The organism is Streptomyces sp. NPDC086147 (assembly GCF_040702165.1).
Lineage (GTDB): Bacteria > Actinomycetota > Actinomycetes > Streptomycetales > Streptomycetaceae > Streptomyces.
In genome coordinates this window covers 365,571-379,021 of the sequence record NZ_JBFBJO010000003.1, presented here as the reverse complement: position 1 = coordinate 379,021, position 13,451 = coordinate 365,571, and the positions used below count along the sequence as shown (strand labels likewise).

Genomic DNA, 13,451 nt, shown 5'->3' with positions numbered 1-13,451 from the left:
CTTGGGGTGCGGGCCCCAGCTCTTTGCATAGAAGGACCCACCGATTTCGGTCCGGCTTGTCTCGCAATTGTCCGTGCTGCATTTCTGCTGCGGAAATTCCTTGATATGCGCCGCATCGAGGAAGGTTCGCCATGAACCGCACGCGCACGCACACGCATTCCACCCGCTCCACTCGTTCCGCCGGTTCCGCCCGCTCGCAGCCCCGCGGCCGCACCCGCCCCCAGGGCGGGGGCCGGGCACCCTCGGGTCCGGCCGAGTTCGCGCTCCCCCGGACGGTCACCCCCGCGCTGCCGGCCGTCGAGACGTTCGCCGCGCTCGACCTGCCCGCCCCGCTGCTCGCCGCGCTCACCGCCGAGGGCATGACCGTGCCGTTCCCGATCCAGGGCGCGACCCTGCCGAACACCCTCGCGGGCCGCGACGCCCTGGGCCGCGGCCGGACCGGCTCCGGCAAGACCCTGGCCTTCGGCCTGGCGCTGCTCGCCCGGACCGCCGGGAAGCGCGCCGAACCCCGGCGGCCCCTCGCCCTGGTCCTCGTGCCCACCCGCGAGCTGGCCCAGCAGGTGACCGACGCCCTCGCCCCGTACGCCCGATCGCTCCGGCTCCGGACCACCACCGTCGTCGGCGGGGTGTCGATCGGCCGCCAGACGCACGCGCTCCGCTCCGGCGCCGAGGTCGTCGTCGCGACCCCCGGCCGCCTCAAGGACCTCATCGACCGCGGCGACTGCCTGCTCGACCACGTGGCGACCACCGTCCTCGACGAGGCCGACCAGATGGCCGACATGGGCTTCATGCCGCAGGTCACCGCGCTCCTCGACCAGGTGCGGCCGGAGGGGCAGCGGATGCTGTTCTCCGCCACCCTGGACCGCAACGTCGACCTGCTCGTACGCCGCTACCTGAACGACCCCGTCGTCCACTCGGTGGACCCGTCCGCCGGCGCCGTCACGACGATGGAGCACCACGTGCTGCACGTCCACGGCTCCGACAAGCAGGCCGCCACGACGGAGATCGCCGCCCGCGACGGACGCGTGATCATGTTCCTCGACACCAAGCACGACGTCGACCGGCTGACCCGCGACCTGCTCCTCAGCGGCGTACGGGCCGCCGCGCTGCACGGCGGGAAGTCGCAGGCGCAGCGCACCCGCACCCTGACGCAGTTCAAGACCGGCCACGTGTCCGTGCTCGTCGCCACGAACGTCGCCGCCCGCGGCATCCACGTCGACCACCTCGACCTCGTCGTCAACGTCGATCCGCCCGCCGACCACAAGGACTACCTGCACCGCGGCGGCCGCACCGCCCGCGCGGGCGAGTCCGGCAGCGTCGTCACCCTGGTCACCCCGGGCCAGCGCCGGGGCATGGTCCGCCTCATGGCGGACGCGGGCATCCGGCCCCGCGTCACCGAGGTCCGCTCCGGCGGGGACGAGCTGCGCCGCATCACCGGCGCGCAGGCCCCGTCCGGCGTCCCCGTCGTCATCACGGCCCCCGCGGCCGAACGGCGCCGCGACGGCGCTCCCGCCCGCTCCCGCCGCGGCGGCCGCCCCCACCGGTCCGGCCGCCGGCCCGGCGCACGCGACGCCGCGTAGGACCGCCGCACGCGCACACCGCACGCGACCGCCGAGGCCCGCCCGCCGGACCGGAACCTCCGGAGCCCCGGGTGACCGGAACCCCCGGCGCCCCGACCGGTCGCCCGCGTCCCCCCGTACGGCGTCCCCCCGTCACTTCCCCGCAGGAGGCCCCCCGTGACCCCGCTCCGCACGCAGCTCCGCCGGACCTCCCCCGACGAGACCATGGCGCAGACCATGACGCAGGCCGCCGACCACATGACCGTCGAGGTGGCCCTGTCCGTCATGGCCGCCGCCCGTACCGGGCGGCTGCTCGTCTGCGACGGCGACGACCGGCCCACCGGCCTGGTCACGCGGGCCCAGCTCGCCGCCGCCCGCGCCGCCTCCTCGTACACGGACCGGCTCCGGCTCCGGGACGTCGTCGACGCCGCGCCCGCCCTCTGAACGCCCCTTCACCCGCCGTCCCCACCACCCCCTGAGAGGCATCATGCGCTGTGTCATCGCCCGTTTCCCCTTCGACCTGACGAAGGCCGGCGTGCTGGACTCGATGAAGGGCGTCAAGCCCGAGCCGGGCACCGGCGACTTCGTCACCATCGGCCGCCGTCAGTACCCCGCGAAGCAGGTCGGTGAGGTCCTCACCCGCCAGGACCGGCGCGACTTCAGCGCCGGCGAGGTCGTGCGGGCCATGACCCGCCTCGGCTTCACCTGCGGCACCTTCCCCACCGAGACCACCGAGACCGCCGGGGCCGCCCTGCCTCCGGACCGCCTGACCGCCTGACGGCGGAACGGCCGGGCGGCCCGACCGCCCGACCGACCGCCCCGAGAACGACGGGGGCCCTGCCGGCACGTGCCGGCAGGGCCCCCGTCGTTCGTCCGCCGGCGGCTCAGTGGTCGGAGTACCTGAAGTCGCCCACCGTCCACGCGCTGACGTCGGCGATCGCGACGCGGTACATCCCGCCGGTCTCGGGAATGCCCACCGTGCCCTGGAGGATCCGGGCCAGGTGGAAGTGGAGGTGCGTGGGACGTTCGTCGTCCTTCCGGTCGACGGGCGAGAAGACCCCGGAGAACTCGCCCAGCCGGGCGGAGTCCGTCAGGACCTCCGACACCCGCTCTCTCCAGAGGGCCTCGGGGGCCAGGCGCCCGGTGATGACCACGCCCCCCGCGACCACGGTCAGGGACATCTGATTGCTCTGCCCGGACTCCACCGTGGCGGCAATGTCAATCAGCAGTTCGTCAGGCTTCGACATGAGAGCCGATTCTAGGCGGCACGCCCTCCGGTGGTTGAATTTCCCCCGGGGCTCCGAAGCCTTACGGCGCCGGGGCCCCGAAGCGTTCCCCAGAAGAGGTGCAGATGACAGCGGACAATCCGCTCGGCGACCGACTCGACGACGACGACTACCCGGCCTACACCATGGGACGGGCCGCCGAGATGCTCGGCACGACCCCGGGCTTCCTCCGCGCCCTCGGCGAGGCCCGCCTGATCACCCCGCTCCGCTCCGAGGGCGGCCACCGCCGCTACTCCCGCTACCAGCTGCGGATCGCGGCCCGCGCCCGGGAACTCGTCGACCAGGGCACTCCGGTCGAGGCGGCCTGCCGCATCGTCATCCTGGAGGACCAGCTGGAGGAGGCCCAGCGCATCAACGCCGAGTACCGGCGGGCGGCGGAACGGGCCGCGTCCGAAGGGCCCGCGGAAGAACGGGCCCCGGACGGGCGGGCGGAGTCCCCGCCGCGGGGGCGGACCGGGCGCGGTTAGCCCTTCCGGGCGTCTCCGGTTGCCGTACCCCCGGGGCCGTTCGAGCGTGAGGGAATCGATCGCCCCACGCCCCACCCCGGAGGGCCCATGAGCAGCATCGACACCCCGGCCGACGTTCCCCGGCCACGGGCGGCGGCGACGCGGCCCGCGCCCACCACCCTCACCTGGGTGACGCTGGCCCTGATGACGACCGCGTCGGTGGCGAGCCTGCGGGCCGCGCCGACGATGGCCGTCTACGGCCTGGCCTGCGTGTTCCTCTACCTCGTCCCGGCCGTCGTGTTCCTGCTGCCCACGGCCCTGGTCTCCGCCGAGCTCGCCTCCGGCTGGAGCGGCGGCGTCTACCGCTGGGTGTCCGAGGGCCTCTCCAAGCCGCTCGGGTTCCTCGCGGTCTGGTGCCAGTTCGCGATGACGATCTTCTACTACCCGAGCCTGCTCGCCTTCGTGGCCTCGACCATCGCGTACGTCATCGACCCGTCCCTCGCCTCGAACGGCGTCTACACGGCGATCGTCATCATGGTCCTGTACTGGACCGGCGTATGGGTCTCCTCACGCGGCACGAAGGCCCTCGCCGGGCTCTCCAGCTGGGGCCTGATCATCGGGACCCTCGTGCCCGGCACGGTCCTCGTCGTCCTCGGCATGGTCTTCCTCGGGCAGGGCAACGCGTCGGCCGCGCCGATGGACGCGAACCACCTGCTGCCGCAGTGGACGGGCCTCGCCAGCCTCGTCCTGATCGTCAACAACTTCCTGTCGTACTCCGGCATGGAGATGAACGCCGTGCACGTCTCCTCGCTCAAGGATCCGGCGAAGGAGTACCCGAAGTCGATGTTCCTGGCGGTGGGCCTGGTCCTGCTGATCTTCATCCTGCCGGCGCTCGCGATCAGCTGGGTCGTCCCCTCGGACCAGCTCAGCCTGACGGCCGGTGTGATGCAGGCCTTCAACGCCTTCTTCTCGTACTTCCACGTCGGCTGGATGACCCCGATCGCCGCCGTCATGCTGATCTCCGCCTCCCTCGGCGGCATGCTGACCTGGCTCGCCGGGCCGTCCAAGGGCCTCCTGGAGATCTCCCGCAGCGAGGGCTACCTGCCGCCGTTCCTGCAGAGGCTCAACAAGTACGGCATCCAGCAGAACATCCTGGTCACGCAGGGCGTCGTGACCTCGGTCATCGCGCTGCTCTACGCGCTGATCCCCAACGTGTCCAGCGTGTACTGGATCTTCTCCACCATCACCACGCAGGTGTACCTGATCGTCTACCTGCTGATGTTCGTGGCCGCGATGCGCCTGCGGAGGACACGGCCCGACCATCCGCGCGGCTACCGGGCGCCCGCCCTGGGCCTGCTGTGCTCGGTCGGCCTGCTCGCCTCCCTCGCGGCCCTCGCCATCGGCTTCGTCCCGCCGTCGCAGTTCGGCGGCAGCAGCGTCTGGTCGTACGTGCTCGTCATCGGCGGCGGTCTGGTGATCCTGGGCCTGCTGATCCCGGCGCTCTTCCTGAGGTTCCGCAAGCCGGACTGGCGCACGGCCGCCGCCGACGGACCGAACGCGACCGAGGGAGAGCAGGCATGAGCCCCACCCGCTTCGCCTCCGAGCACCGGTGGATCTACTGGGGATCGATCCTGATCCTGGTCGCCCTCGTCGTCACCGGTCTGATCCGCTACGAGTCCGTGAAGCGGAACAACGAGACGCTGTCCAAGGCCAACGAGCTCCAGGAGGAGCTGGTCAGGGCCGGCTACCCGTCCCCCGACACGGACACCGTGGAGCGGCTGCTCGGCACGGACGGCGGGCAGGTCTGCGAGGCGCCGGGCAACGCCCTGAAGACGGCGCTGTGGAAGATCCAGCAGTCCAACGGCGCCACCGGTCCAGGCCAGCGGCCCGTCATCTCCGACGACAAGGCCGTCGAGGCCGAGCGGATCGTCCTGAGGGTCTACTGCCCGGACAAGCTCGACGAGTTCGAGGAGGAGCTCGCGGACCTCAAGACCGACGGCACCGTACGCCGGTGAGGGACGGAGGAGGACGGGAGGGGACGGGGGGACAGGGGGGGCGGTGAGCGATGGGGGGCCGAGGGGGAAGCGAGGAGCCGATGGGGGACGAGGAGGTCCCGAGAGCGACCCGACCCATGGTCCCGGCCGGACGAGGAGTTCCCGGAACCGACCCGACCCGTTCCCCCGGCGGAGCCCGTACGCGATCATGGAGCCATGAAGCTGCGCTGTGCCGTACTCGACGACTACCAGGGTGCCGCCCTCTCCTCCGCCGACTGGAGCCCGCTCGACGGCCGCGTCGAGGTGCGCGTCCTGCGCGAGCACCTCACCGGCCGGGACGCGCTCGTCGACGCCGTCGGGGACTGCGAGATCCTCGTCGTCATGCGGGAGCGGACGCCGGTCGACGCGGCGCTCCTCGACCGGCTGCCCCGGCTGCGGCTCCTGATCACCTCCGGCATGCGCAACGCCTCGATCGACGTCGCCGCCGCCCGCGCCCGGGGCGTCACCGTCTGCGGCACGGCCAGCAGCTCCGAGCCGCCCACCGAGCTGACCTGGGCGCTGATCCTCGGACTCGCCCGGCACGTGCCGGCCGAGGCGCGGGCGGTGCGGGAGGGCGGGCCCTGGCAGTCCACCGTCGGCACCGACCTGGCCGGCCGGACCCTGGGGCTCGTCGGCCTCGGGAAGATCGGCGCCAAGACGGCCCGGATCGGCCTCGCCTTCGGCATGGACGTCGCCGCCTGGAGCCCGAACCTGACGGAGGAGCGGGCGGCCGAACACGGCGTGCGGTTCGTGGCGGACCGGCGGGAGCTGATGGCGGAGGGCGACTTCGTCTCCCTGCACCTGGTGCTCTCCGACCGCACCCGGGGCCTGGTCGGGGAGCCCGAACTGCGGGCGATGCGCCCGTCCGCGTACCTCGTCAACACCTCCCGGGCCGGTCTGGTCGACGGCGGGGCGCTGCTGCGGGCGCTGCGCGAGGGGTGGATCGCGGGGGCGGGCCTCGACGTCTACGACACGGAGCCGCTGCCCGCCGACGACCCGCTGCGGACCCTGCCGAACGTCCTGGCCCTCCCCCACCTCGGTTACGTGACGGAGGGGAACTACGGACGGTACTTCGGGCAGGCGGTGGAGGACGTCGAGGCGTTCCTGGCGGGTTCGCCGGTCCGCGAACTGGCCTGACGCGCGCGGGCCCGTCCGGGGCGCGGGACTCGCCCGGGGCGCGGGCCCCGGGGCGCGAGGTTCCTCCTACCCCAGGCTCGTCCGCGCCAGGTCCAGGAACTCCTGCTCCGAGAGGCCCAGTCCGCGGGCCTCCGCCGCCGCCTCGCGCAGCCGGGAGACCAGCCGGGCGCGGTCGGGGGCGGTGGCGCCGGGGACGACGATGGCGCCCCGTCCCCGGCGGAGTTCGATCAGCCCCTCCTCGCGCAGCCGCTGGTAGCCGCGCAGGACGGTGTGGACGTTGACGCCCAGGGAGTCGGCGAGCTCCCGGGCGGCCGGGAGCCGTTCGCCGGGGGCGGCCGAGCCGTCGGCGAGCGCGGCCCGGACGCAGGCGGCGATCTGGTCACCGAGGGGGACGGCCGAGGCCGGGTCGACGCGGAAGAGCACGGTCAGAGCCTCCCACGCCGTTCGACGAGGGTGTTGAGGAGGGCGGCCGCGGTGCGCGCGTCGGACACGGTGACGGCGAACTCGCGCCCGCTGTCCCGCCGTACGACGAGGGCCTCGCCGGAGCGCAGGATGACGCCCGTGCGCCGCGGCCACACCCGGTAGCCCCAGCCGCCGAACTCGGCGACGGGGTCGACGTCGCGGACGGTGGCGCCCGTGACCTCGTCGAGCGGGACGCGGACCCGGGGCCGGGGTGCGAGGGCCGGACGGACGGTGAGGCCGCGCCGGTCGACGGTGACCCGGACGCGGGCGAGGGCGAGGCCCGGCACCCCGACGACCAGCCCGAGGAGGGCGAGCCAGGCCCCGGGCCGGGGGGCCAGGAGCAGGGTGACGGGGACGGCGGCGAGGGCGAGCACCGCGAGGACGGTGAGGGCGCGGGAGCCGGCGGAGCGGGACCAGCCGGCGACCTCGCTCGGGCCGAGCGGGAGCCGGGGTCCGTCCGGGGCGCCGGGTCCGAGGGCCGGCTCCTCCTCGGGGACGAGCCGGGTCAGGGCCAGGCCCGCGAGGGCGAGGACGGCGGCGACGGCGGCCGCGACGGTGAGGTCGGCGAGGGGGGAGACGACCTCGGCCGCGTCGGCGGCGTCCAGGTTGTCCCGCAGGATCAGGACGAGCAGCCCTCCGGTGAAGCCGGCCGTGGCCCACGCGCCCCAGAGGGCGGTGCGGCGGACGAAGAGGTTCCAGCCGACGGCGGCGCCGAGGAGCAGGCCCGTACTGACGAGCGCGTAGGCGGCACGGCCGGTGAAGCCGTCGGCGCGGCCCCCGCCGCCGGGTCCGAAGTGGGTGGCGAGGGGGTCGGGGAGCCGGTCGTACCAGAGGGCGAGCACCAGCAGGTACGCGGCGATCGCGAGGACGAAGGGGAGCGCGGCGAGCACGCGGAGACGAGGTGTGGCACGGTTCATGAAAACCTCCCTTGTTCGCACTCTACTAGAACAAGTGGCTTCAGGGAGGGCCCTTGGGCAGCACGAATCGCCCGCCGAACAGCGCGAATCAGCGCAAAGGGGAGTTTTTCAGGCGTCGTTGACCGCTCCCGGGAGCTACCCGGCCCCGCAGTCGTGGTCGGCCGGGTCGACCACGACCCGGTCCAACAGGCTTCGCAGCAGGACCTGTTCGGCGTCGGTGAGGCCGCCGAAGAGCTCCCGTTCCGCCGCGTTCACCGCCGTGTCGACCCGCTCCAGGGCGGCCGCGCCCGTCTCCGTGATCTCCACGATGTGCCGGCGCCGGTCGGCGGGGTCGCGCCGCCGCTCCGCGAGCCCCTGATCCTCCAACTCGTTGAGGATCGCGACCAGTTGGCTGGGGTCGACTTCCATGGCGGCGGCCAGGTCCCGCTGGCTCATGGCGCCGGGGGCGAGCTGCATGAGCGTCATGACGCTCCTCGGGTGCAGCCCCGCGACGCCCAGGGCGGCACGGATGCGCGCGCCGGTGAGCTCCCCGCGGAAGGAGAGGAGGAAGCCGAGGCGGTCGTTCGGGAGGGCTGCTGCCATGCCCTCCACCGTAACAGCGGCCCTATTGTGGAGCACCGTGAATCGTTGATACAGTTCAACGATTGAAGCTGACTTACCGTTGGAGCGATCCCATGTTCATCGCCTATGCCGTCGTCGCCGCGCTGCTCGCCCTCGCGCTCTCCGCCTCCGCCTTCTTCACCTTCACGCGCAACCCGCAGATCACGGGCAGCATGACGAAGCTCGGCGTCCCGGAATCCTGGTTCCCGTGGCTCGCGGCCGCGAAGGCGGCCGGCGCGATCGGCCTGCTCGTGGGCCTGGCCGTGCCCGCGCTCGGCGCGGCGGCGGCGATCGGCGTGGTCCTCTACTTCCTCGGCGCCCTCGTCACCCACCTGCGCGCGAAGGACTACGCGGTGGCCCCGGTCGCGGTCCTCACCCTCCTCGCGGCGGCCGCCCTGGTCCTGCGCATAGCCTCCGCCTGACCGCACCACGAACGCGGTGGCGGCCGCACCGGCACGGGAACGCGAAACGGCCCGGCCGAGTGGTCGGCCGGGCCGTGACGCCGTACGTGACGGCGCGGCAGGATCGCGCGTCAGTCGTCCGAGCCGTCCGCGTCCCCTTCGAGGTCGCCCTCCGTCTCCAGGAACACCTGCCGCAGCGCGGCCAGGGTCCCCGGGTCCGGCTTCTCCCACATGCCGCGCGACTCGGCCTCCAGGAGGCGCTCCGCGATGCCGTGCAGGGCCCAGGGGTTGGCCTCCTTCAGGAAGGCCTGGTTCTCCGGGTCGAGGACGTACTCCTGCGTCAGCTTGTCGTACATCCAGTCGGCCACCACGCCCGTCGTGGCGTCGTACCCGAAGAGGTAGTCGACGGTCGCCGCCAGCTCGAACGCGCCCTTGTAGCCGTGGCGGCGCATCGCCTCGATCCAGCGCGGGTTGACCACGCGGGCCCGGAAGACCCGGGAGGTCTCCTCGACCAGGGTGCGGGTGCGGACGGTCTCCGGACGGGTCGAGTCGCCGATGTACGCCTCGGGGGCCGTGCCCTTGAGCGCGCGCACGGTCGCCACCATGCCGCCGTGATACTGGAAGTAGTCGTCCGAGTCCGCGATGTCGTGCTCGCGCGTGTCCGTGTTCTTCGCGGCCACCGCGATCCGCTTGTACGCGGTCTCCATCTCGGCCCGCGCCGGGCGCCCTTCGAGCCCGCGCCCGTACGCGTAGCCGCCCCACACCGTGTACACCTCGGCGAGGTCGGCGTCCGTGCGCCAGTCGCGGGAGTCGATCAGCTGGAGGATGCCCGCGCCGTACGTCCCCGGCCGGGAGCCGAAGATGCGGGTGGTGGCGCGCCGCTCGTCGCCGTGCTCGGCGAGGTCGGCCTGCGCATGGGCCCGTACGTGGTTGTCCGAGGCGGACTCGTCCTCAAGGCCGGCCACCAGCCGTACGGCGTCGTCCAGGAGGCCGATGACGTGCGGGAACGCGTCGCGGAAGAAGCCCGAGATGCGCAGGGTGACGTCGATGCGCGGACGGCCCAGCTCCGCGAGCGGGATCGGCTCCAGGCCGTTCACGCGGCGCGAGGCCTCGTCCCACAGCGGGCGGACGCCGAGCAGGGCGAGCGCCTCGGCGACGTCGTCGCCGGCGGTGCGCATCGCGCTCGTGCCCCACAGGGAGAGGCCCACGGAGGTCGGCCACTCGCCGTTGTCGGTGCGGTAGCGCTCCAGGAGCGAGTCCGCGAGCGCCTGGCCGGTCTCCCAGGCGAGGCGGGAGGGGACGGCCTTCGGGTCGACGGAGTAGAAGTTGCGGCCGGTCGGCAGGACGTTGACCAGGCCCCGGAGCGGGGAACCGGACGGACCGGCCGGGACGAAGCCGCCGTTCAGCGCGTGCACGGCGTGCGCCAGCTCGTCGGTGGTGGCGGCCAGGCGCGGCACGACCTGCTCGGCGGCGAACCGCAGCACGGCCCGGACGTCGGGACCGTGGTCGGCCGCGACCGACTCGACCGCGTCCACCGCCCAGTCGGCGGCCTCCATCGCCTCGACGAGCTCGCGCGCCTTCGCCTCCGCCTCGTCGGCGGTGGTGCGGGTCGCGGCCGACTCGTCCAGGCCCAGGGCCTCGCGCAGACCGGGCAGCGCCTGCGTGCCGCCCCAGATCTGGCGGGCGCGCAGGATGGAGAGGACCAGGTTGACCCGGGCCTCGCCGGCCGGGGCGCCGCCGAGGACGTGCAGGCCGTCGCGGATCTGGGCGTCCTTGACCTCGCACAGCCAGCCGTCGACGTGCAGCAGGAAGTCGTCGAAGCCGTCGTCCTCCGGGCGCTCCTCCAGACCGAGGTCGTGGTCGAGCTTGGCGGCCTGGATCAGGGTCCAGATCTGGGCGCGGATCGCGGGCAGCTTCGCCGGGTCCATGGAGGAGATCTGCGCGTACTCGTCGAGCAGCTGCTCCAGGCGCGCGATGTCGCCGTACGAGTCGGCGCGGGCCATCGGCGGCACCAGGTGGTCGACCAGGGTGGCGTGCACGCGCCGCTTGGCCTGGGTGCCCTCGCCCGGGTCGTTGACCAGGAACGGGTAGACCAGCGGCAGGTCGCCGAGGGCCGCGTCCGGGCCGCAGGCGGCGGACAGGCCGGCGTTCTTGCCGGGCAGCCACTCCAGGTTGCCGTGCTTGCCCAGGTGGACCATGGCGTCGGCGCCGAAGCCGCCGTCCTCGGCGCGGGCCGCGATCCAGCGGTAGGCGGCCAGGTAGTGGTGGGACGGCGGGAGGTCGGGGTCGTGGTAGATCGCGATCGGGTTCTCGCCGAAGCCGCGCGGCGGCTGGATGAGGACGAGGAGGTTCCCGCGCCGCAGGGCGGCGAGCACGATGTCGCCCTCCGGGTTCCGCGACCGGTCGAGGAACATCTCGCCGGGCGCCGGGCCCCAGTGCTCCTCGACGTGGGTGCGCAGCTCCTCGGGGAGGGTCGCGTACCAGCGCTTGTAGTCGGCGGCCGGGATGCGGACCGGGTTCCTGGCCAACTGCTCCTCGGTCAGCCAGTCCTGGTCGTGGCCGCCGGCCTCGATGAGGGCGTAGATCAGCTCGTCGCCGTCGCCCGAGACCAGGCCGGGGAGGTCCTCGGCGGGCCCGAAGTCGTAGCCCTCCTCGATCAGCCGGCGAAGGAGGGAGACGGCGGAGGCGGGGGTGTCCAGGCCGACGGCGTTGCCGATGCGGGAGTGCTTGGTGGGGTACGCGGAGAGGACGAGCGCGAGCCTCTTCTCGGCGTTCGGGATGTGCCGGAGGCGGGCGTGCCGCACGGCGATCCCGGCGACGCGGGCCGCGCGCTCGGCGTCCGCCACGTACGCGGGCAGGCCGTCCTCGTCGATCTCCTTGAAGGAGAACGGGACGGTGATCAGGCGCCCGTCGAACTCGGGGACGGCGACCTGGCTGGCGGAGTCCAGCGGGGAGAGGCCCTCGTCGTTCTCCTCCCACGCGGACCGCGAGCCGGTCAGGCAGAGGGCCTGGAGGATCGGCACGTCGAGCGAGGCGAGCGCGCCCGCGTCCCAGGCCTCCTCGTCGCCGCCGGCCTGCGCCTCGGCGGGCTTGGTGCCGCCCGCCGCGAGGACGGTGGTGACGATCGCGTCGGCGGTGCGGAGGGTGTCGAGCAGCTCCGGCTCGGGGGCGCGCAGGGAGGCCACGTACAGCGGGAGGGCCCGCGCGCCGGCGTCCTCTATCGCGTCGCACAGGGCGCCGACGAAGGCGGTGTTGCCGCTCATGTGGTGGGCGCGGTAGTAGAGCACGGCGATCGTCGGGCCCTCGGTGGCCTTCGGGGTGCGCTCCAGCGGGCCCCAGGTGGGGGCGGCGGCCGGGGCCTCGAAGCCGTGGCCGGTGAGCAGGACGGTGTCGGAGAGGAAGCGGGCGAGCTGCTCCAGGTTGGCGGGGCCGCCGTGCGCCAGGTAGGCGTGCGCCTCGGTGGCGACGCCGACGGGCACGGTGGACGCCTCCATGAGCTGCGCGTCGGGCGCCTGCTCACCGCTGAGCACGACGACAGGCTTCCCGGCGGCGCGAATCGCGTCGAGCCCGTCCTGCCAGGAGCGGAGCCCGCCGAGGAGCCGGACGACGACGAGTTCGGCGCCGTCGAGCAGCCCGTCGAGGTCGGCGAGCGGGAGCCGGGACGGGTTGGCGAACCGGTACTCCACCGGTCCGCCGGCCGCGCGGGCGCTGAGCAGGTCGGTGTCGGAGTGCGACAGCAGCAGAAGCATGGCGAGCGCAGGCCTTCCTCGGGGTTGTCCGCGCCCCGGGTGGTCGTGTGGACGGCAGGAGTTCCTGACTCACCGGCCCGAGAACACCGGGCCGGCTCACAGTGGCGGGACCGCGCCGGAATCTCACCGGGCTTCCTCCCCGGGGTCCTGGGACCCCATGCCGCTTGCATCCTAGATCGTGAGCTCCGGACGCCGGAGGGAGCGGGAGGGTCAGGCGGATCACACCGGGTCCTGGGGCGGACAGCGGACCGGTGCCTCCGCGCCGGGGGCCGGGGTGGCCGGGAGCCGGGGCGCGCAGGAGCGCGGGCCGAAGACTGCCGGGCACCGGCAGTGCGCGGCGCCGGGCGGGCCGGTCATGCTGACGCCACCCGGCGCGAGCCGGTGCGAGGAAAGGGGGTGGACGGTGCTGTTCTCCGTACCGGTGCACACGTGGTGGCTGATCGCGACGGCGGCGACCCTGGTGCTCATGATCACGATGGAGAGGTTCTCCGCCACCGGGATCGACGAGGCGCCGGAGGAGTTGCGGGACAGGGCGGAGGGCATGCGGAAGACCGCCGTGCGGGTCGTCTTCGCGGGGTTCCCCGCCCTCTTCTCCGTGGTCGCCCTGCTGGAGCTGCTGAACCGGGAGCGGGAGGGGATCTACCTGTTCCTGTACAGCGTCATGGCCGTGTCCATGCCGGTCGCCCTGCTCCCGTTCCGGCGCCGGATGTACCGGCACCACTTCGCCCAACTGCTGAGCGGCGAGGAGATCACCATGGACCGCGTCGCGTCCGTCTGGCTCTGCACCACCCTCCTCGTCCCCGTCCTGGCGGCGAGCGCGTTGCTCGCGACCGCGGGCGGAACGTCCTAGGGCACGTCCGG

15 protein-coding genes and 1 riboswitch are annotated in these 13,451 nt (G+C 73.5%); of the genes, 9 read left to right on the top strand and 6 right to left on the bottom strand.

The features are described from left to right. The first annotated feature begins 131 nt into the window (after positions 1-131). From AB0398_RS09805 to AB0398_RS09795, 3 genes are all read left to right on the top strand, one after another. Positions 132-1,580, top strand: coding sequence for a DEAD/DEAH box helicase (locus AB0398_RS09805; protein WP_366373405.1), 1,449 nt, complete (start codon positions 132-134; stop codon positions 1,578-1,580). A 204-nt stretch (positions 1,581-1,784) separates the two neighbouring features. Further along, positions 1,785-2,003 carry a CBS domain-containing protein gene (locus AB0398_RS09800; RefSeq protein ID WP_366373724.1) on the top strand — a complete coding sequence of 73 codons (219 nt, stop codon included), beginning with the start codon at positions 1,785-1,787 and terminating at the stop codon, positions 2,001-2,003. A 43-nt stretch (positions 2,004-2,046) separates the two neighbouring features. Continuing rightward, positions 2,047-2,337, top strand: coding sequence for an SCO5918 family protein (locus tag AB0398_RS09795; RefSeq protein ID WP_366373403.1), 291 nt, complete (start codon positions 2,047-2,049; stop codon positions 2,335-2,337). A gap of 106 nt (positions 2,338-2,443) precedes the next feature. Here AB0398_RS09795 and AB0398_RS09790 read toward each other — a convergent pair whose 3' ends face one another. Then, positions 2,444-2,806, bottom strand: a complete 363-nt coding sequence (locus tag AB0398_RS09790) for a hypothetical protein (protein ID WP_366373402.1) — start codon at positions 2,804-2,806, stop codon at positions 2,444-2,446. A gap of 104 nt (positions 2,807-2,910) precedes the next feature. Between AB0398_RS09790 and AB0398_RS09785 the strand changes: the two genes are divergently transcribed. The 4 genes from AB0398_RS09785 (at position 2,911) to AB0398_RS09770 (ending at position 6,461) form a co-directional block, all read left to right on the top strand. After that, positions 2,911-3,312 (top strand): MerR family transcriptional regulator, encoded by a 402-nt coding sequence (locus tag AB0398_RS09785; protein ID WP_366373400.1) that lies wholly within the window; start codon positions 2,911-2,913, stop codon positions 3,310-3,312. An 87-nt stretch (positions 3,313-3,399) separates the two neighbouring features. Then, positions 3,400-4,872 (top strand): APC family permease, encoded by a 1,473-nt coding sequence (locus AB0398_RS09780; RefSeq protein WP_366373398.1) that lies wholly within the window; start codon positions 3,400-3,402, stop codon positions 4,870-4,872. After that, entirely contained in the window at positions 4,869-5,306 is a 438-nt protein-coding gene (locus AB0398_RS09775) for a hypothetical protein (protein WP_366373397.1), read from the top strand. The genes AB0398_RS09780 and AB0398_RS09775 overlap by 4 nt, the downstream gene beginning before the upstream one ends. A 195-nt stretch (positions 5,307-5,501) precedes the next feature. Then, complete coding sequence (locus tag AB0398_RS09770; RefSeq protein ID WP_366373395.1) at positions 5,502-6,461, top strand: D-2-hydroxyacid dehydrogenase family protein; 960 nt, start codon at positions 5,502-5,504, stop codon at positions 6,459-6,461. A gap of 66 nt (positions 6,462-6,527) precedes the next feature. On the opposite strand, the gene AB0398_RS09765 is transcribed toward AB0398_RS09770, so the two are convergent. The 3 genes from AB0398_RS09765 to AB0398_RS09755 form a co-directional block, all read right to left on the bottom strand. Further along, the gene (locus AB0398_RS09765) at positions 6,528-6,884 is read right to left on the bottom strand and encodes a GntR family transcriptional regulator (RefSeq protein WP_366373394.1); all 357 of its coding nucleotides are present in this window, start codon (positions 6,882-6,884) and stop codon (positions 6,528-6,530) included. A gap of 2 nt (positions 6,885-6,886) precedes the next feature. Then, positions 6,887-7,840, bottom strand: coding sequence for a hypothetical protein (locus tag AB0398_RS09760; protein WP_366373393.1), 954 nt, complete (start codon positions 7,838-7,840; stop codon positions 6,887-6,889). Between the two features lie 135 nt (positions 7,841-7,975). Beyond that, on the bottom strand, positions 7,976-8,422 hold the full coding sequence (locus tag AB0398_RS09755; RefSeq protein ID WP_366373391.1) for a MarR family transcriptional regulator: 447 nt from the start codon (positions 8,420-8,422) through the stop codon (positions 7,976-7,978). A 92-nt stretch (positions 8,423-8,514) separates the two neighbouring features. Here AB0398_RS09755 and AB0398_RS09750 point away from each other — a divergent pair, with 92 nt between their 5' ends. After that, on the top strand, positions 8,515-8,862 hold the full coding sequence (locus AB0398_RS09750; RefSeq protein ID WP_366373390.1) for a DoxX family protein: 348 nt from the start codon (positions 8,515-8,517) through the stop codon (positions 8,860-8,862). A 110-nt stretch (positions 8,863-8,972) separates the two neighbouring features. Here the strand turns inward: AB0398_RS09750 and cobN are convergent, their stop codons facing one another. Continuing rightward, entirely contained in the window at positions 8,973-12,590 is a 3,618-nt protein-coding gene (gene cobN / locus AB0398_RS09745) for a cobaltochelatase subunit CobN (protein ID WP_366373388.1), read from the bottom strand. A gap of 39 nt (positions 12,591-12,629) precedes the next feature. Then, a riboswitch (cobalamin riboswitch) is annotated at positions 12,630-12,756 on the bottom strand. Positions 12,757-12,809: 53 nt separating this feature from the next. Then, positions 12,810-13,058: a hypothetical protein gene (locus tag AB0398_RS09740; RefSeq protein WP_366373387.1), complete on the bottom strand. Its 249-nt coding sequence runs from the start codon at positions 13,056-13,058 to the stop codon at positions 12,810-12,812. Here AB0398_RS09740 and AB0398_RS09735 point away from each other — a divergent pair. Beyond that, positions 13,057-13,440, top strand: coding sequence for a hypothetical protein (locus AB0398_RS09735; protein ID WP_366373385.1), 384 nt, complete (start codon positions 13,057-13,059; stop codon positions 13,438-13,440). The two genes, AB0398_RS09740 and AB0398_RS09735, sit on opposite strands and share 2 nt — an antisense overlap. Positions 13,441-13,451: the final 11 nt, after the last annotated feature.